The organism is Pseudomonas sp. QLc11A (assembly GCF_052112305.1).
GTDB classification, from domain to species: domain Bacteria; phylum Pseudomonadota; class Gammaproteobacteria; order Pseudomonadales; family Pseudomonadaceae; genus Aquipseudomonas; species Aquipseudomonas laurylsulfatiphila.
Genome location: NZ_JAVAJJ010000004.1, coordinates 204,721 through 223,225, shown reverse-complemented (window position 1 = coordinate 223,225; position 18,505 = coordinate 204,721). Strand labels below are relative to the sequence as shown.

The following is an 18,505-nucleotide window of genomic DNA, read 5'->3' as shown; positions in this document are numbered from 1 at the left end:
CATGGAGAGTAGTTAGTTGACCGGTGACAGGCTGAAAAGGGAACAGGGAGGCTTAGAGCCGTGTTGAATGGAGAAATGGGGCTGGATTTTGGGTTGTTCGGTGCCTGTGCAGGCCTCTTCGCGGGCAAGCCCGCTCCCACAGTGGTTCTTTATTGTGCCGACGATTGCGGTCACACCTCGATCAACTGTGGGAGCGGGCTTGCCCGCGAAGGCGATTTGGCAGGCGCCAACGATAATTAATGCAGTCGCTTGCGGCACATCAACTGCGCCATCTTCGCCGTGTCCGGGCGTTCGACAATGCCTTTTTCGGTGACGATCGCATCGATCAGATCCGCCGGCGTCACGTCGAACACCGGGTTGAAGGCATCGACATCGGCCCCGACGCGCTTGCCACCCACTTCCAGCAACTCGCGACCATCACGCTCTTCAATCGGAATGTCGTCGCCACTGGCCAGGTTCATGTCGATGGTCGAACTCGGCGCCACCACCATGAAGCGCACGCCGTGGTGCATGGCGTTGACGGCCAGCTGATAGGTGCCGATCTTGTTGGCCACATCGCCATTGGCGGTGATCCGGTCAGCGCCGACGATGACCCAGGTAGGGCCTTTGGTCTTCATGATATGCGCAGCGGCGGAGTCGACATTGAGGGTCACGGGAATGCCTTCATTGGCCAGTTCCCATGCGGTCAGCCGCGAGCCCTGCAGCCATGGGCGGGTTTCGTCGACATAGACCTGCTCGACCATCCCCTCGATGAATGCAGCGCGAATCACGCCCAGCGCCGTGCCAAAGCCGCCCGTGGCCAGTGCACCAGTGTTGCAGTGGGTCAGGATCGCCTGGGCGTTGCCCTGATGCTTGCGGATCAGGTCGACACCCAGTTGCGCCATGGTCAGGTTGGCTTCGCGATCACTTTCGTGAATGGCAATGGCCTCGGCCTCCAGCGCCTCCAGCGGATCGGCGTTGTCTTTCAGGCGATCAAGCCGGTCGTGCATGCGACCCAGCGCCCAGAACAGGTTGACCGCTGTAGGACGGGAATCGGCCAGCAGCATGAAATCCTCTTCCAGCGCCGCATACCAGTCGCCACCTTCGGCAATCCGGGCACGGGCCGCGAGCACAATGCCATAAGCGGCGCTAATGCCGATGGCCGGCGCGCCGCGCACCACCATCGAGCGAATGGCCTCGGCCACACCGGCTGCACTGGTGTAGGCGATCCAGGTTTCCTCGAACGGCAAAATGCGCTGATCCAGCAGATGGAGAGCGCCATCACGCCAATCGATGGCCTTTACCTTTTCCGCAGCCAACAGTCGATCGCGCATCCCTCACCCCGCACTCATGAACAAAAGCCGCCGATTATAGCGATCCCCCCGCGAAGACGCTCGGGTATACTTCGCCATCCTTTACAAAAGCACTGGAACCGACCCTCGATGCCGAACACTGCCGCTGCGCTCGACCTGTTATTGCTGCCGACCTGGCTGGTACCCGTCGAACCCGCTGGTGTCGTCCTCAAGGAGCATGGCGTGGGCATCCGTGGTGGACGCATCGTGTTTATCGGCCCACGTTCCGCTGCACTGAAGCTTAACGCAACCGAAATCCGCGAATTGCCCGACATGCTGCTCAGCCCCGGCCTGATCAATGCCCACGGGCACGCGGCGATGACGCTGTTCCGCGGCCTGGCCGATGACCTGCCATTGATGACCTGGCTGGAAAACCACATCTGGCCCGCCGAAGCCAAGTGGGTCGACGAAGACTTCGTGCGCGACGGCACCGACCTTGCCATCGCCGAGCAAATCAAAGGCGGCATCACCTGTTTCTCTGACATGTACTTCTTCCCGAAGGTTGCCAGCGAGCGCGTGCACAACAGCGGCATTCGCGCGCAGATCGCGATTCCGATCCTCGACTTCCCCATTCCGGGCGCCGGCTCCGCGGATGAAGCCATTCGTCAGGGCGTTGAACTGTTTGGCGATCTCAAGCACCACGAACGCATCAAAATCACCTTCGGCCCCCACGCACCCTACACCGTGGGCGACGAAAACCTGGAAAAAATCCGGGTAATCGCCGAGGAACTGGACGCCTCGATCCACATGCACGTGCATGAAACCGCCTTCGAAGTGCAGCAATCGGTCGAGCAGCGCGGTGAACGCCCGCTGGCCCGCCTGGCGCGCCTGGGCTTGCTGGGGCCGCGTTTCCAGGCGGTTCACATGACCCAGATCAGCGATGAAGACCTGGCACTGCTGGTAGAAAGCAACAGCAATGTGATTCATTGCCCGGAGTCGAACCTGAAGCTGGCCAGCGGCTTCTGCCCGGTCGAGCGTTTGTGGCAGGCGGGGGTCAATGTCGCGGTCGGCACCGATGGCGCGGCGAGCAACAATGACCTGGACCTGCTCGGCGAAACCCGCACCGCAGCCCTGCTGGCCAAGGCTGTCGCCGGCTCGGCCACCGCGCTGGATGCCCATCGCGCCTTGCGCATGGCCACCCTCAACGGTGCCCGTGCGCTGGGCATCGAAGCCGAAACCGGCTCGCTGGAAATCGGCAAGGCGGCGGACATGGTGGCGTTCGATCTCTCCGGCCTGGCCCAGCAACCGGTCTACGACCCGGTTTCGCAGCTTATATACGCCACCGGCCGGGACTGCGTGAAACACCTTTGGGTGGCCGGCAAGCAACTGCTCGACGACCGTCGCCTGACTCGCCTTGATGAACAACAGCTTTGCGCTGTCGCGAAGGCCTGGGGCCAGCGCATCAGCGGCCGTACCGAATCGTAAGCCCCCCGGAACGCCATCCGGGGCAACAGGATTTTTCAAGTTTTAGAGGACTTAGACCATGAGCAACGTCGACTACGCCGAAATCGCCAAATTCGAGGCCCTGGCCCATCGCTGGTGGGACCGCGAAAGCGAATTCAAACCGCTGCACGACATCAACCCGCTGCGGGTCAACTGGATTGACGAGCGGGTCAATCTGGCCGGCAAGAAAGTTCTCGACGTGGGTTGCGGCGGTGGCATCCTCAGTGAAGCCATGGCCCAGCGCGGCGCGACCGTGACGGGTATCGACATGGGCGAAGCGCCGCTGGCGGTTGCCCAGTTGCATCAACTGGAATCGGGCGTCAACGTCGAATACCGGCAGATCACCGCTGAAGCCCTGGCCGAGGAAATGCCGGAGCAGTTCGACGTGGTCACCTGCCTGGAAATGCTTGAGCACGTGCCGGACCCGTCGTCGGTCATCCGCGCCTGCTTCCGCATGGTCAAGCCCGGTGGCCAGGTGTTCTTCTCGACCATCAACCGCAACCCGAAGGCGTACCTGTTCGCCATCGTCGGCGCCGAATACATCATGAAGCTGCTGCCGCGCGGCACCCACGACTTCAAGAAATTCATCCGCCCTTCCGAACTCGGTGCCTGGAGCCGCATGGCCGGCCTGACCGTCAAGGACATCATCGGCCTGACCTACAACCCGCTGACCAAGCACTACAAGCTGGCCGCCGACGTGGACGTCAACTACATGATCCAGACCCTGCGCGAGGAATAAGCCGATGCCAATCAGAGCAGTTCTTTTCGACATGGACGGCACCCTGCTCGACACCGCGCCAGACTTCATTGCGATCTGTCAGGCGATGCGTGCCGACCGCGGCTTGCCACCAATGAACGACAAGCACATCCGCGACGAGATTTCCGGCGGTGCCAAGGCGATGGTCGCCGTGACCTTCGCCATGGATCCGGAATCGCCGGGGTTCGAAGAGTTGCGCCAGGAGTTCCTGGAGCGCTACCTCGTCGGTTGCGCGGTGCACAGCAAGCTGTTCGACGGCATGGCCGAGTTGCTCGCCGATATCGAGAAAGCCAACCTGATCTGGGGCGTGGTCACCAATAAGCCACTGCGCTTCGCCGAACCGATCATGCAACAACTGGGGCTGTCCGAACGTTCGGCGCTGCTGATCTGCCCGGATCACGTGAAGAACAGCAAGCCGGATCCGGAGCCGCTGATCCTGGCGTGCAAGATGCTCGACCTGGACCCGGCCAGCGTGCTGTTCGTCGGCGACGACCTGCGCGACATCGAGTCGGGCCGTGATGCCGGCACCAGGACGGCTGCAGTGACCTTCGGCTATATCCACCCTGACGATAACCCGCGTCACTGGGGTGCGGACGTGGTGGTCGATCATCCGCTGGAGTTGCGCAAAGTGCTCGATAGCGCGCTCTGCGGCTGCTGAATCTCTTTACTGAGTTCGCCCCTGTAGGAGCGAGCTTGCTCGCGAAAAACCTGAGAGCGCCGCGGGCATCCAGACAGCCCGCGTAATCGTTGACGACCATCGCGAGCAAGCTCGCTCCTACAAGGTTCGCTCGTTCTGATTTGTTGAGGTTTTTTATGTTTGATTATTCCGCCCGCCCCGAACTGCTCAAGGATCGGGTCATTCTGGTCACCGGCGCAGGACGCGGCATCGGCGCCGCAGCGGCAAAGACCTACGCCGCCCACGGCGCAACCGTGTTGCTGCTGGGCAAGACCGAAGCCAACCTGACCCAGGTCTACGACGAAATCGAAGCCGCCGGCCATCCACAACCGGCGGTGATCCCGTTCAACCTCGAAACCGCCCTGCCCCATCAATACGATGAGCTGGCGGCGATGATCGAGAACGAATTCGGGCATCTCGACGGCCTGCTGCACAATGCCTCGATCATCGGCCCGCGCACGCCGATCGAACAGCTTTCCGGCGAAAACTTCATGCGGGTCATGCAAGTCAACGTCAATGCCATGTTCATGCTCACCAGCACATTGCTGCCGCTGCTCAAGCTGTCACAGGACGCCTCGGTGGTGTTCACATCCAGCAGCGTCGGCCGCAAGGGGCGTGCATACTGGGGGGCTTACGGCGTCTCCAAATTCGCCACCGAAGGCCTGATGCAAACCCTGGCTGACGAAGTCGACACCGTGGCCCCGGTACGCTCCAACAGCGTCAACCCGGGCGCTACCCGCACCAGCATGCGCGCCCAGGCTTACCCGGGTGAAAACCCGCTGAACAACCCGACGCCCGAGGAGATCATGCCGGTCTACCTGTACCTGATGGGCCCGGACAGCACCGGTATCAATGGTCAGGCGTTCAACGCCCAATAACGACCGTACGTCGCTTTTTCGATGCCGCGCCGGCTTCCCGACGCGGCACTCGAAGACACCCCATGCACCTGTCAAACAAACGTCACACGCTGCGCCATACAGGTTGTAGATGATGCACAACCATTTGATTTAATACGAATTTTATTCTGATGAACCGAATGGCACGACTTTCGCTCTAAGTTTGCTCAGACACGCAACGTGAAAGCAGACGGGGTGAAGCATGGGTGCAGAAGTTACTCATCTTCCACAAAGCAGATTAAACTTGTACGAAATGTCCTACGGGACTGACGGACCAGTACGACGCGCAGCCCTAAGCCGCTCTCACCCAGCTTGTAAGACAGCCTTACTGCTCAGGGGCGCACGCCTAATGAAACCACCTTCCCAGACCAACGCAATTGACTTCGATAGCGCCAAATTGCAGCGCCTGGGCTTTGGTCAGCAACAGCCTCTTCTGGAACGGCCCGTCAGCCTTGCGCAAATGCGCCAGCAACTGGGCCTGCAACTGCAAACCAGTCTGGAACCGCAGCGCATTCTTGGGACTTTCTATCGCGAGATTCAGCGATTGGTGCCGCTGGACGCCTTGTGTTACCTGCACAAGAGCAGTGATCTGCGCCTGGAGTTCGGCCAGCGTGGTCACCATTCCATCAGTTACAGCCTCAGCCACGATGGCGAACACCTGGGTGAACTGATTTTCCGCCGCAATCAGCGTTTCAGCGAACAGGAACAGGGCAATCTCGAATCACTGCTGGCTACGCTGCTGTTTCCGATGCGTAACGCGCTGCTTTACCGTACCGCCACCCAAAGCGCGCTGCGCGACCCGCTGACCCGCACCGGTAACCGCATCGCCATGGACCAGACGCTGCAAAGGGAAATCGAGCTGTCCCGGCGCCATCTGCAACCGTTATCGGTGTTGATGCTGGACATCGATCATTTCAAGCTGGTCAATGACACCCATGGCCACAGCACGGGTGATCACGTGCTCAAGGCGGTCGCCGCCTCGATCAAGAACCAGCTGCGCAACGTCGACATGGTGTTCCGCTATGGCGGTGAAGAGTTTCTGATATTGCTGTCCAATACCAGCCGCGAAGCCGCGGCCATGGTGGGGGAACGGCTGCGGTTTGCAGTGCAGGCTGAGGAGTACCTGGCCGACGGTCATACGATCGTGCTGACAGTCAGCCTCGGCTGTTCGACCCTGTTGCCCGGCGAGTCCGCCGACAGCCTGTTGCGGCGGGCAGACAGTGCACTGTATGTGGCCAAGCGCGAAGGTCGTAACCGGCTGGAGATGGCGGGCTGATTTTTTCAGCCACCACATAAACCAATGTGGGAGCGAGCCTGCTCGCGAATGCGGAATATCAGCGACATCCATGCCGCCTGATACACCGCCTTCGCGAGCAAGCCCGCTCCCACAGTTTTTATTGCGTGTTGGCTGAATCAGCCTTCGGCCAATGCCATCCGCTCACGCACGACCGGCGCCCGCTCTGCGTGCTCCAATTGCATGCAACGCTCGAGAAACAGGTACATGTAGTCGTAACTCTTGCAAACGGCCTGGCGCAACTCCACCTGCAGGGCTTTGCTCGGGTTGGTGCCCGCCAACGTGCAGATGATTTCCAGGGCTTCCCACGGGTGGGCATCGTCGTACTGGGCATGCATCTTCAGCCACTTCATCGCCCGCTTGCGATCCTCCTCGGGGAACGAGGCGGCGTAGATACCGTTGGAACAAACGAGTGCCGACCATTCCCCGGTCGCTCCTTCGATGGCGTAATTGGTGGCGGCAATCGCAACGATCAGCGAGTCGGCCGAACTGGTGTGCCAGCACCAATGGCTCAACGCGTGAAGCTCCGGTGCAACCTGCTGTGCCTGCAGGTCCTCCAGGCTGACACCGTGCGAGCGACTCCAGTGCACCCAATAATCGGCGTGGTTCAATTCGACGCGGATGTTGCGCATCAGCCAGCGACGGGCCATGTCTTCGCCGGGATGACGGGCGAAGCGGGTCTTGGTCAGGTTTTGTGCCATATACAACGCGAACTGTTCGACCACCGGCCAACCACCGATCAGGTATTGGCGCATGGTCTTCGCACTGAGCTTGTTGTCTCGCATGCGTTGGTACAGTTCGTGTTCGACAACCCGGCGCTTGCTCTCGCTGCAATCCTGGATCAGGCGCTGGGCCCAGGCAGGGTAACTTGCAGCTTCCATGAGCGGTCCGGTTCGGTTGAATGTGTCGATCACTGTCGAGCTCCTTTTGATTGTGATTGTCAGACCGGCAGGAATTTCAACGGAACGTGCCAGGGGCCTTGAACAACATCGGCTGGGGCCTGGCAGGACGACTCAACAAGCTATCGCTGGTAAACAGATGCGGGCGTTCAATCACATACCCTTGAGCGTAATCAACCCCGATCTCCAGCAGTGCCTGCTCGATCTGGGGCGTTTCGACAAACTCGGCAATCGTGCGCTTACCCATGACATGGCCGATGTGATTGATCACCTCGACCATGGCGCGGTTAATCGGGTCGTCCAGCATATCCTTTACAAAACTCCCGTCGATCTTCAGGAAGTCTACAGGCAAATGTTTCAGGTACGCGAATGAGGACATTCCGGCACAAAAGTCGTCCAGTGAAAAATGGCATCCTAAGCCTTTGAGTTCATTAATGAATCTAATGGCGCTGCCAAGATTTGAAATAGCACTGGTTTCAGTAATTTCAAAACAAATCATTTCAGGCGGAATCGAATAGGTCACAAACTGTTCACGCAGGAAGTCCAGGAACGCCTCATCCCCGATCGTCGTGCCTGACAGATTAATCGCACACATGGCCAGCGGGCCTTGGCTTCGCTCGGCCCGACATTGGGCAATGATCTTGAACACGTTCTGCACCACCCAACGATCAAGCGAGCTCATCAGGCCATAACGCTCGGCAGCCGGAATGAAGCTGTCGGGCAAGATCATCCGCCCGGCTTCATCATGCAATCGCAGCAGAATTTCAATATGCCCGCCGTGCTGCTCGACATGACCCAAGGGGACGATTTCCTGGGCATACAGGCAGAAGCGGTTTTCCTCCAGCGCCATGTGCAAACGTTGCACCCAGGCCATTTCGCCGAAACGCAGGGACAGTTCCGAGTCATCCGGATGATAGACCTGGACCCGGTTGCGGCCCTTTTCCTTGGCCATGTAGCACGCCATGTCAGCAGCACGTAGCGAGACTTCGAGCGTCGTCGGATTCTGCGCGACATGAACCAGCCCGATACTGACAGTGGTGACGAAAGGTCGGCCCTTCCAGACAAAATGCAGATTCTGCACAGTCTGGCGCAGGCTCTCGGCAATTTTCTCCGCCGCTTCCGGCGCGCAGTTTTCCAGCAGGATGCCAAACTCGTCGCCGCCCAGGCGCGCCAGGGTATCGCCTTCGCGCAGCCCCGACTGCAGCAAGGCGCAGATATGCCGCAACAGTTCGTCGCCCGCCGCATGGCCGCAGGTATCGTTGACCAGCTTGAACTGATCCAGATCGAGGAACATCAGGGCATGGCGCCCCGAGTAGCGGGTCAGGTTGTGCAGCGCCTGTTCCAGGCGATATTCGAATTCACGGCGGTTGGCGAGTCCGGTCAAGGCATCGTGGGTCGCCTGCCATGACAGATTGGCGATGTATTGCCGCTCCTGGGTCATGTCATGCAGCACCAGCACCGTACCGCTGACTTTGCCGGCATTGCGGATGGGCGCGCCCACCAGTGTGACCGACACCGTGCTGCCGTCCAGGCGTTGAATCAGCTTGGAGTGCTCGCTGCCGCCACTGAGCTGGCCGCTGAGAATATGCTCGATAAGGGTGAAGCCATCGGTCTGGGCCTCTTCATCCAGCAGGTTGAACAGCGCTGCCAGCGGCAAGCCTGTCGCCTGCTCGGCCTTCCAGTGGGTCAATGCCTCGGCCGCCGGGTTCATATAGGCAATCGCACCGGAAACATCTGTGGTGATCACGCCGTCGCCAATCGATTGCAGGGTGATCTGCGCCCGTTCTTTCTCCAGCTGCAGTGCATCGGCGAAGGCATGGCGCTGCTTGAGCAGCTTGCGGGTGCGCATCAGCGCCAGCGCAATCAATCCAAGCGCAGTGGCGAGGTTAGTCAGCAGCAGCAGACGAAGAATGACCCGCGACCCTTCCCCCAGTGCATCACTGAAGGCTTTCGCCGCCGGAGTCACTTCATCATTGATCGCGAAGATCTGCTCCTTCCAGCGCTGGATATCCGCATCAGAGGCAGGGCGGGTATTGATGTGCTGATGCATGTCCCTGGCAACGTCATCGAGCTTGGCCAGATAGGCATCCCCCACGGTCCACAGGTCGATGGCTTTTTCGAGGTAACTGAAGTGACGAAAGTTGAGGTATAGCCAGATCAGGCTGGCAACGTCGTCCGGGTGGTTGCCCCCCTTGAGGATCGCCAGCCTCGCCGCTTCGATGTTCGGCGGTTGCTGATCCAGCGCCACACGCAATTCATGCCCGCCTTGAGGCACGGAAATGGCGCTCTGGTACTTATCAAATATCCCTTCGTCGCCGCTGTCGGCGTAGAGGTTCAGGTAATAGATGGCATCTTTCTGGCCCTTGGACCAAAGGCTTTCGCCGGCAACATAGCCACGAACAGCCGACAGCACATAAAGGCTAACGCCGCCCAGCAAGGCTTGAAACAACACAACGGCGATAAATGGCCAGACAATGCCCAACAACCGTGGCGTTCCGAGAGTCCGCGTTTGATTCATGAGGTCCCTTGCATTAGCACTGCTTGCTCGTCTTCCGGACGTAATCGCTTTAGCCAGACTAGGGCGCGATTGCGCTTCCGGCAACCCGGACACTGTACATCGTGCAAGACATATGTACCGCATGCGCGAAGAACGAAACTCCGACACTGCCGGCTCTCATCCATTTCCAGAGCCGCTATCTCATGCAATCGCCAACTTCAACGCCCACCCCGTTGCAACGACATGCCAGCCAACAGGCCGAATACGAGGCGTTATTGACCGCCTTGTCAGCCGTGCAAACGGCATCTTCCGAAATCAGTGGTTATTACATGCCTCCCCAGGCGGACTCCCCCCTGGGCATTGAGCACAATCACGCGCAAGCCCTGCTGCTGGCGCTTTTCGAAGATGCCGGTGACAAGGTGTTGTCTGAGCATCTTCGCCCCCTTAAAGGACTGCTGACCGAAGTGAACGGCGTCGCCGATCAGTGTGTTTTCTCAACGACCCGCAAAGATGGCTCCGTCGCCCTGCACAGGATCAATGACGTAACAGATTCCGCCAGCGCGATTCGAGCCTTTCAACGGGCGCTGGTGAGTATAGGGGGGTACATACGCACCGACAGGTTGCTGCCCTTGCCGCAGTGCCTGAAGTTTTACGGCCTGACATTGCCAGCCGCAAACAACACAGAGTCCCTGACCCGACTGATTGAAGAGGTGCAGGAAAAACGCGCCATTCACCGATTGAACCTGGAACAGGGGCTGCAAATCAGTGAACTGATAGAACCGCACCATCCCTCCCTGATTCTCAACGTCATCAGCGAAATCGTCACAACTGAAGCCAGCTCCGTCATCGACACCCTGGCCAATGACGTCACGCCGCCGATGACGCCACAGCAACTGAACACCCAGCCTACGGCCTGCCTTGAGCGTCTGCTCGACACCCCGAAGGCACAAAACGTGGCCAGGCGCCTGCTCGAAACACTCGACTGGTACGGCGGCGAACCCGACGAAGAAACGGTTCCAGACATTGGCGCAAAACTGCTGCTGGAAGCGTTGCGACTGTGGTACGACCTGACGCATACCGATGCGCCACACAGCATTGCCGGCTACTCATTGCAACAACGCGGCAACCACGGCAAAAGCTACGCGGATATCCTCGAAAGCTTCCGGAAACACCTGAAGGACTCACATTACGCGACAACGCCAACCGAAAGAGCGTTGCTGGGAAGGCTCGGTCAAGCCGGGTTTCCAGTTGAATTCCAGGTGCGCGATATTCCCCACGACTTGCCCTATGCCACGTCTATCGTCTGGGTCAACTTCGTTCACGGCGCCCATCTCGCTCATGCACTGGACCCGACCCTGCTGCAACGACTGACCTTCCAGCAACTGACCGATCTACCCTTGAAAAAAAGCGAGAACGCCACAGACGCTCTGCTCCAGTTGATCGCGCTAACGCGAATTCCAGCCGCGTTGACCTGGACGCAGGCAACCGGGGTGTTGGCACATAGCGCGCAAACCAGCGACTCCCGGAAAAGCAAAATGGAAGCCCTGAAAGCGCTGGAAGACCACACACGGCAATTGAATGATGCGATCGTCCAACTCGATACCGCCCCCCCACAACGACTGAAGCTGGCGGAACAGCAGCTGAAGGTGGCATTGACCAACGATATTTCGATCGACCCCCTGAGCATCCGCCTTATGCGCGACCTTTATCGGTCAGGCAGACGCGTTGAACGCGGTATCCTGGATACCCCGGTTGTGCCGCAGGCAACCTGGCCGCTGCTCGAGGTGTATGCCTCAGGTGGCTTGAAGCCCGGCAGCAAGTGGTACATCAGCAGGGACGGCAAGACCGCGAGCTTTTGGATCAGATTGTCCGCTGATCGCAAGTTTGAATCGGGTTTGGCAAATCCTGACACCCCTGCTTCCCGGATCTTGTTGCTACAACACAACCGCACACTGCCTGATATCGATGAACTGTTCGACAAGCAATTCAAAAGCTACCTCGACGAGACAAAAAAAGCCTACGAAGTCCTGATCAAAAGCCTGTTGGTCACACTGCCGTGGGCCGATCGCAAGGCGCTGGAGCATGGCGAAATCAGGATTCTCAGCCTTCGGGATGAAACCGGGCGCAAAGCCGATGAAGAAACCGCAGCACACACCCTGCCGCTCAGGGCGCGCATGGGATTTGTGCTGCAAGCCGCTTACGGGAAAGACGTGCTCTTCTATGAGTGCCTGCCCCGTGCTGGTGTCATAAGGCCGCGCACTGATGTGACAACCGCCCATGTCGGAGGCGTTCGTGACAAGTTTTTTTTCGTCAACCGCTGGGCTGAAGAGGACTATGACTTCTATATCGCCATACGCCCACATCGCCTGCCATTCGATCGCGATGCCCATACATCCGGCACGCCCCCGAGAGCAGGAACCACCTGTCGCGCGATTCTTGATCCGCTAGGCAACGCCCTCCCCCCTACTCCAACTCCGCCGGCACATCATGACTATTCGCCCAATTTCACGCTGACGTCTCCCCGTACGCAGCAAATCGCGTCCTTTATTGCAACCCGACTGTTTTTTCTTGATGAACAGGAACTGCGCCGCGAAGCCCGGGGTACCACACAATACGAACGCGACCTCGACGAAAAACACTGGATCAACAACCTCAAGGGATTCGTACCCTTCTGGGGCAGCCTCGAAGACCTTCAATCGGACCAGTTCGGTGATCGCGTGCTCGGCGTAATCGGCCTGGCGCTCGATATCGTGTCGTTTGTGATGCCCTTGGGTAAGTTCGCTGCCGGGAGCATCCGCTTGGCCGCCCGAGCCGGCAGGGTGGGAATTCGTGCGACTTTGCCGCGAATGGCAGATCTGTCCAGAATCCTGGTGACTTCGAGCTTGAAAAACCTCAACCCTCTGGACGGTGCGAGCGACTTGTTACGGCTCATCGGACGGGGAGTGAAAGGCGCAGGACGCGCAGCGGTCCATCTCGAGAGGCGGGCGATGTTCCAATTGAAAAAACTCGCCGGTAAAGCCGATAGCTATGACTTTGTCAGCAGCCTGCCCCAGGCAACCGAACCGGGACGCTGGAAACCGCTGATGGATGCCGACCAACTGGGTGTCGTCAAAGGCATCGAAGATGTTCCGGTGCGAAAGATCGACAGCCACCATTACTTGATTGACCCGCTGTCTACTCGCCCCTACGGCCCGCGGCTCACTGCCCTGGATCATGAGTTGTCACTCGGGCGCTCCAGTTACAACCGAGTGAATAAAACCGACGACCTGATTCTCTTTGAACTCCCGGATCAGACGCACGTTCGCTTTCAGTTCGATATCGATGGGCGCACGACAGTCTTCATCGACGACGTCCCCTACCGCCTGGATGGCGACGACCTGCGCCGCGTCGAGATGATCGATGACAGCAGCGCATTGAAGTCAGTCCCCTGCCGGCCACGCCGCGCGCCAGACAACCGCAGCGAATGCCGCAGCAGTTTCGTGACAGGAACGCCCGCCCCGACGCCGGAAGTCGGCTCATTCGACGAAACCAAAGGTTACGCACCCTGGTTTGGCGACAGGATGTCCGAAGCGGTTATCCGGCCAGGTCATAACGGTCAGTTTGTCACCCATGAGGGAAATCTTTATCAGGTCATCGACAACAAACCGACCCTTTACCCTGGTGACATCACCGAACTTGGCTTTGCCAGGAAGTGGCTGGTGCCCCGCCGCGAGATGCCGGCCAACCTGATGTTCCGCAAAGGCATTTATGGCCGTATCGAAGTCAAGGGGGTTTACGAGGGCGCCGAGGACCCGCACCAGATCGGGGCCATTCTGGTGCCATCCATCGATGAATCGAGCACTTATGTTTTCAGCCGAATCAACACCGACAAATATTACGTCGCGACAGTGCCCAAGGGACAAAACCTGAGCGAGCCACTGACGTTGAAACGCCTGTTCAAGGCTGACATGGCTGAAGATACCCTGGGTGCGGAACTGCTAACGGTGTACACCGGGTCATTGAGCGCCAATAACATCGCGCGCATCCACGGCGAGGAAGCCCTTGAGCTCGCGATGAAAACCATGGACGAAATCGCCATTCCCATCGGAGCGGCCCCTAACCCACCGGGCAACATGAAATTCCTGAAGGTCGACACCAGTCCTGGAGAAGCGCTGATGTTCGATCATGCAACCCGAATGATCGTCACTCGAATGCCTGAAGGCGCCACGACCTGGAGCAGGAGCAAGGATGCTCCGGAGGACTTGCGTCAAAGCACCGCCAATATTTTCGATGCCTTGTTCATGGAGCCGACGATCGACGCCAGTAATGCCAACAGCGCGCTGAGGATCAACCAGACCATGCAGAAGCTGCACCAGTTGATACCCAGACGCCAACGCTCCTTCAATCCAAGAAACATTGCCTACGCCGACGTCATGACCAGCAGTGGACAACGGGAAATCTACGTCAGCGTTTCCGGCGCCCAGCAAGCAACCGATCACTTGCCGCTGTTCAAACAGCATCTTGGAGCGGATTCAGTTCAGGTTGGTGAATCGACCTACTTCAACATCGACATGAATCAGCGCTTTCCCTACACCTCTCTCGATATGACCGCTGAGGGCAAGTTGCTGGCCGTGCCGACGACCATCAAGGACATCGGCACTTACAAGCCAGCGCAGTCGAAAAAACCGACATCACTGGACAGCGAAAGCAAGTTGATCCGCGTGATCCGGGAAAAATACCCCGACCCCAAGGCAATCAAGTCCGTCAACATCGCCACAACGATGCCCCCTTGCGAGTCGTGCTCGATCGTGATGAAAGAGTTCGGCTACGACGGTGGGGAAAACGCGCTCCAGGTGCTGTGGAGTTAAACCTACAACCGCTGCAAATGCCCATACAGCTTGGCATACAGACCACCATCGGCAATCAGCTGCTGGTGGTCGCCGTCCTCGGCCACTTGCCCGCCGTCGAATACCAGCACTCGATCAGCCTGTTTCACCGCCGAAAGGCGGTGGGCAATGATCAACGTGGTGCGGTTGCTCAGAAACCGCGCCAGGGCCTGGTGCAGGTTGTATTCGGTGGCGGCATCCAGCGCGGAGGTGGCTTCGTCGAGGATCACCACCTTGGGCTCGGCGAGCACCATCCGGGCGATGGCCAGGCGTTGGCGCTGTCCGCCGGACAAACGCACGCCGGAGCGTCCGACGATGCTGTCCAGGCCATTGGGCAAATCCCGCACCGTGCCGTGCAACTGGGCGATTTCCAGTGCATGCCAGCAAGCCTCGTCACTGCGCTCACGGCCCATGGTCAGGTTGGCCCGGATGGTGTCGTTGAACAGCGCCGGATGTTGCAGGACCACGGCAACATTTTCCCGCACGGTTTCCAGGCCGATCTCCTGCTGGGTCGAACCGCCAAATCGAATGGTTCCGGCCAACGGCGTGTACAAACCCAGCAGCAGTTGCACCAGCGTGCTCTTGCCCCCACCACTGGCGCCGACGATCGCGACCTTTTCGCCGGGGGCGATGGACAGGTTCATCTGGTTCAGGACCAGTTCATCGCCATAACCGAAGCTCAACCCTTGTACTTCCAGCCCGACGGTCTCGCGCCCGATGAACGGGTCGACGCCGCCCGGGTATTCAGGCTCATCATCACGCGACAGCAGCTCATTGATCCGCGACAGCGCACCGCCGGCAGCGTAGTAGGCATATTGCAGGTTCAGCAGCTGTTCGACCGGACCGATCATGAACCACAGGTAGCTGAACACCGCGAGCATCTGGCCGATGGACAAATCGGAGAACAACACCGTGAGCATGGCCGCGGCGCGGAAAATATCGATGCCGAACTGGAACAACAAACCGCTGGCCCGGTTCGACGCATCGGTTTTCCATTGCGAATTCACCGCATAGTCGCGCACGTCACGGGCGCGTTGCCCCAAGCGACCGAGGAAAAACCCCTGCCGGTTGCCGGCGCGAACTTCCTGGATGGCATCCAGGGTTTCGGTCAGCGCCTGGGTAAAGCGCGAAGTGCTGTCGTTCTCGAGTTTTTTCAGGTGCTTGACCCGTTTGCCCAGTTGCACCGTGGCGTAGATCACCAGCGGGTTGAACAGCAGGATCAGCAATGCCAGTTTCCAGTGCATCCACATCAGAATGCCCGCCGTACCGACCAGGGTCAGCATGGCCACGAGGAAACGACTGAGGGTTTCACCGACGAATTTGTCCAGCGTGTCCAGGTCGGTGACCAGATGCGTGGTCACCGTGCCACTACCCAGGCTTTCGTATTCACCCAGCGAGATACGCTTGAGCCGTTCGATCAGACGTATGCGAATGCGGTAGACGATGTCCTTGGCCAACCCGGCGAACAATTTCGCCTGCACCACGTTGAACAGCAACGCCGTACACCTCAGGGTCAAGGTCACCAGCAGCATCAGGCCGATGTAGCCCGCCGCTTTTTGCCAGCCTTCGGGCAGCGCGTGGTTCATGATCTTCAGCGCGGCGTCACCGTGCCCCAGCAACACCTCGTCCACCAGCAACGGCAGGAGCAAGGGAATCGGCACGCTGCACAAGGTCGCCAGCACGGCCACGCCGTTGGCGATCCACAGAGACTTCTTGTGATGCAGGGCCAGGCGACGGATTTCCGCCCAACTCAGACGGTCGACACGTTTAGCGGTGGCGACGTCATCGGGCAGGTCATGCACAGGCAGCGCGCTCCAGCCAGCGGCCGAGCAGCGGGGACAGCACACTCAGAGGCTGATAGCCGTTGGTCAGCAACGCCAATTGACCATTGCGTTCAGCGAGCAATGTAGGAAAACCGGCGATACCCAGGTCCTGGACCCAGGTGAAATCGGCGGCGGTGGCTGCGTGCATATCAGACCGATCGAAAGCACCGGCGAACTCGATGCGCGGCAGACCGGCCTGTTCCGCCAACTCGACCAACACGCGGGCCTGGGTGACATCACGGCCTTCGGCATAAAATGCGTGCTGAATCAGCCCGAGCAGTTTCAACGCGCAATCCGGCGCCAGGCTGCGCGCCGTCACCAAGGCCCGGCAGGCAGGCTCGGTATCGTAGACAAAACCTTCGGGCAGCGCGCCATCGAACTTGAACGGCTGGCCGGTGGCCTCGGTGACCGCCTGCCAATGCTCAAAAATATAGCGTCGGGTGGTCGGTTCCAGCGCCGCACCGCTACCGGTTCGCAAGCCACCCACGATCAGATGCACATCCACACCCGCGGCTTGGGCCTGCTCGACCAGTGCCTTGGCCACCGGGGCAAACCCCCAGCACCAGGAACACATCGGGTCCATCACATAGAGCAGGCGCGCAGACATGGTTCAGGCCTCGGTGGATGCTTGCTTGTAGTTGTAGCCGATCGGGTGAGGCTGGTTACGAGCCTTGGCCAGCTCGATCTGCTTCTGCCGGTCGATGGCGCTGCGACGGGTCTTATCACTCAGCTTATCCCAGCAATGCGGGCAACTGATGCCGGCCACGTAATGCTCGGACGCGCGGTCTTCAATGCTGACCGGAGTGCGGCAGGCATGACATTGATCGTAGTCACCTTCGCTCAGGTCGTGACGCACGGTCACGCGGTTGTCGAACACGAAGCAGTCGCCCTGCCACTTGGTTTCTTCCTGCGGCACCTCTTCGAGGTACTTCAGGATGCCGCCCTTGAGGTGGTAGACCTCACCGAAGCCCTCGCTGAGCATGTAGCTCGACGCCTTCTCGCAGCGGATGCCGCCGGTGCAGAACATCGCGACCTTCTTGTGCACGGCCGGATCGAAGTTGGCTTTGATGTAGTCGGGAAATTCGCGAAAACTGGTGGTTTTCGGGTCGATGGCGCCTTCGAAGGTGCCAATCGAGACTTCGTAATCGTTGCGGGTGTCGATCAACAGCACTTCCGGGTCGCTGATCAGCGCGTTCCAGTCTTGCGGATCGACGTAGGTGCCGACCTTTTTGTTCGGGTCCACGCCTTCCACACCGAGGGTGACGATTTCTTTCTTGAGTTTGACTTTGGTGCGGTAGAACGGCTGCTCATCGCAGTACGACTCTTTATGGTCGATGTCGTCCATGCGTGGGTCGTTCTTGAGCCAGGCCATCAGCCCGTCGATGCCTTCGCGGCTGCCGGACACGGTGCCGTTGATGCCTTCTTCGGCAATCAGCAGGGTGCCTTTGATGCCGTTGTCGACCATCGCTTGCAGCAGGGGCTCGCGCAGGGCGACGTAATCTTCAAGGGTGACGAACTTATACAGTGCCGCCACGACAATCTGTTGTGTCATGGGTAAATCTCCAGGTGGCTACCCTCGTAAGGGGTGAACCGGATGCGAAAAAAAACGCGCCGGGTGAGGGGCGCGTTGGGCATTCTAACAAAAAAGATCGCAGCCTGCGGCAGCTCCTACATGGGAATACAATTTCCTGTAGGAGCTGCCGCAGGCTGCGATCTTTTGATCTTAATGCTTGCTGCCGCCCGCACAGGTCGGCGAGGCCGGAGCCGCGTCGATCTGTGCCCATTCCTCTGGCGTGTAGGTATGCAGCGCCAACGCATGGAACTCGCCCATCAGCTCGCCGAGCGTGCCGTAGACTTTCTGGTGACGCTTGACCCGGTTCAGGCCATCGAACTGCGCGCTGACCACCACGGCCTTGAAATGGGTTTGCAGCCCACGGCTGTGCATGTGGCTCTCATCCAGCACTTGCAGATGCTCGGGCTGAAGCAGGGCCAGCGTCGATTCGATGCGTTGTTGCATAGTCATA

At 59.3% G+C, this 18,505-nt stretch carries 13 protein-coding genes; 6 read left to right on the top strand and 7 right to left on the bottom strand.

Annotated features, from left to right (window positions below):
* Positions 1–236 precede the first annotated feature (236 nt).
* Positions 237–1,313, bottom strand: a complete 1,077-nt coding sequence (gene mtnA, locus Q8X48_RS08555) for an S-methyl-5-thioribose-1-phosphate isomerase (protein ID WP_015093978.1) — start codon at positions 1,311–1,313, stop codon at positions 237–239.
* A gap of 108 nt (positions 1,314–1,421) precedes the next feature.
* Here mtnA and Q8X48_RS08550 point away from each other — a divergent pair, with 108 nt between their 5' ends.
* From Q8X48_RS08550 to Q8X48_RS08530, 5 genes are all read left to right on the top strand, one after another.
* Entirely contained in the window at positions 1,422–2,756 is a 1,335-nt protein-coding gene (locus tag Q8X48_RS08550) for a TRZ/ATZ family hydrolase (RefSeq protein ID WP_407800512.1), read from the top strand.
* Between the two features lie 58 nt (positions 2,757–2,814).
* A complete protein-coding gene (gene ubiG, locus Q8X48_RS08545) occupies positions 2,815–3,513 on the top strand; it encodes a bifunctional 2-polyprenyl-6-hydroxyphenol methylase/3-demethylubiquinol 3-O-methyltransferase UbiG (RefSeq protein ID WP_007973655.1) in 699 nt (232 codons plus the stop codon).
* 4 nt (positions 3,514–3,517) lie between these two features.
* Entirely contained in the window at positions 3,518–4,189 is a 672-nt protein-coding gene (gene mupP / locus Q8X48_RS08540) for an N-acetylmuramic acid 6-phosphate phosphatase MupP (RefSeq protein ID WP_407800513.1), read from the top strand.
* Positions 4,190–4,344: 155 nt separating this feature from the next.
* The gene (locus Q8X48_RS08535; RefSeq protein WP_407800514.1) at positions 4,345–5,085 is read left to right on the top strand and encodes a YciK family oxidoreductase; all 741 of its coding nucleotides are present in this window, start codon (positions 4,345–4,347) and stop codon (positions 5,083–5,085) included.
* 367 nt (positions 5,086–5,452) lie between these two features.
* A complete protein-coding gene (locus Q8X48_RS08530) occupies positions 5,453–6,379 on the top strand; it encodes a GGDEF domain-containing protein (RefSeq protein ID WP_407800515.1) in 927 nt (308 codons plus the stop codon).
* 137 nt (positions 6,380–6,516) lie between these two features.
* Here Q8X48_RS08530 and Q8X48_RS08525 read toward each other — a convergent pair whose 3' ends face one another.
* Together Q8X48_RS08525 and Q8X48_RS08520 are read right to left on the bottom strand one after the other, a co-directional pair.
* A complete protein-coding gene (locus Q8X48_RS08525) occupies positions 6,517–7,278 on the bottom strand; it encodes a TenA family transcriptional regulator (RefSeq protein ID WP_407800516.1) in 762 nt (253 codons plus the stop codon).
* A 76-nt stretch (positions 7,279–7,354) separates the two neighbouring features.
* Positions 7,355–9,814: an EAL domain-containing protein gene (locus Q8X48_RS08520; RefSeq protein WP_407800517.1), complete on the bottom strand. Its 2,460-nt coding sequence runs from the start codon at positions 9,812–9,814 to the stop codon at positions 7,355–7,357.
* Positions 9,815–9,996: 182 nt separating this feature from the next.
* On the opposite strand from Q8X48_RS08520, the gene Q8X48_RS08515 reads away from it, so the two are divergent.
* Positions 9,997–14,640, top strand: coding sequence for a deaminase domain-containing protein (locus Q8X48_RS08515; protein ID WP_407800518.1), 4,644 nt, complete (start codon positions 9,997–9,999; stop codon positions 14,638–14,640).
* A gap of 2 nt (positions 14,641–14,642) precedes the next feature.
* On the opposite strand, the gene Q8X48_RS08510 is transcribed toward Q8X48_RS08515, so the two are convergent.
* The 4 genes from Q8X48_RS08510 to Q8X48_RS08495 all read right to left on the bottom strand — a co-directional run bounded on the left by Q8X48_RS08510 (position 14,643) and on the right by Q8X48_RS08495 (position 18,504).
* Positions 14,643–16,460 carry an ABC transporter ATP-binding protein gene (locus tag Q8X48_RS08510; protein WP_407800519.1) on the bottom strand — a complete coding sequence of 606 codons (1,818 nt, stop codon included), beginning with the start codon at positions 16,458–16,460 and terminating at the stop codon, positions 14,643–14,645.
* Positions 16,453–17,055 carry a DsbA family protein gene (locus tag Q8X48_RS08505; RefSeq protein WP_407800585.1) on the bottom strand — a complete coding sequence of 201 codons (603 nt, stop codon included), beginning with the start codon at positions 17,053–17,055 and terminating at the stop codon, positions 16,453–16,455. Before Q8X48_RS08505 ends, Q8X48_RS08510 begins: the two co-directional genes overlap by 8 nt.
* Positions 17,056–17,091: 36 nt before the next feature.
* Positions 17,092–18,033, bottom strand: a complete 942-nt coding sequence (gene trhO / locus Q8X48_RS08500; RefSeq protein ID WP_407800520.1) for an oxygen-dependent tRNA uridine(34) hydroxylase TrhO — start codon at positions 18,031–18,033, stop codon at positions 17,092–17,094.
* A 171-nt stretch (positions 18,034–18,204) separates the two neighbouring features.
* Positions 18,205–18,504, bottom strand: a complete 300-nt coding sequence (locus tag Q8X48_RS08495; protein WP_007973667.1) for a BolA family protein — start codon at positions 18,502–18,504, stop codon at positions 18,205–18,207.
* Position 18,505: the final 1 nt, after the last annotated feature.

Bases quoted from the DNA above. Each gene is read 5' to 3' on its own strand.
- mtnA (WP_015093978.1), bottom strand. From the start codon at position 1,313: ATGCGCGATCGACTGTTGGCTGCGGAAAAGGTAAAGGCCATCGATTGG.
- Q8X48_RS08550 (WP_407800512.1), top strand. From the start codon at position 1,422: ATGCCGAACACTGCCGCTGCGCTCGACCTGTTATTGCTGCCGACCTGG.
- ubiG (WP_007973655.1), top strand. From the start codon at position 2,815: ATGAGCAACGTCGACTACGCCGAAATCGCCAAATTCGAGGCCCTGGCC.
- mupP (WP_407800513.1), top strand. From the start codon at position 3,518: ATGCCAATCAGAGCAGTTCTTTTCGACATGGACGGCACCCTGCTCGAC.
- Q8X48_RS08535 (WP_407800514.1), top strand. From the start codon at position 4,345: ATGTTTGATTATTCCGCCCGCCCCGAACTGCTCAAGGATCGGGTCATT.
- Q8X48_RS08530 (WP_407800515.1), top strand. From the start codon at position 5,453: ATGAAACCACCTTCCCAGACCAACGCAATTGACTTCGATAGCGCCAAA.
- Q8X48_RS08525 (WP_407800516.1), bottom strand. From the start codon at position 7,278: ATGGAAGCTGCAAGTTACCCTGCCTGGGCCCAGCGCCTGATCCAGGAT.
- Q8X48_RS08520 (WP_407800517.1), bottom strand. From the start codon at position 9,814: ATGAATCAAACGCGGACTCTCGGAACGCCACGGTTGTTGGGCATTGTC.
- Q8X48_RS08515 (WP_407800518.1), top strand. From the start codon at position 9,997: ATGCAATCGCCAACTTCAACGCCCACCCCGTTGCAACGACATGCCAGC.
- Q8X48_RS08505 (WP_407800585.1), bottom strand. From the start codon at position 17,055: ATGTGTTCCTGGTGCTGGGGGTTTGCCCCGGTGGCCAAGGCACTGGTC.
- trhO (WP_407800520.1), bottom strand. From the start codon at position 18,033: ATGACACAACAGATTGTCGTGGCGGCACTGTATAAGTTCGTCACCCTT.
- Q8X48_RS08495 (WP_007973667.1), bottom strand. From the start codon at position 18,504: ATGACTATGCAACAACGCATCGAATCGACGCTGGCCCTGCTTCAGCCC.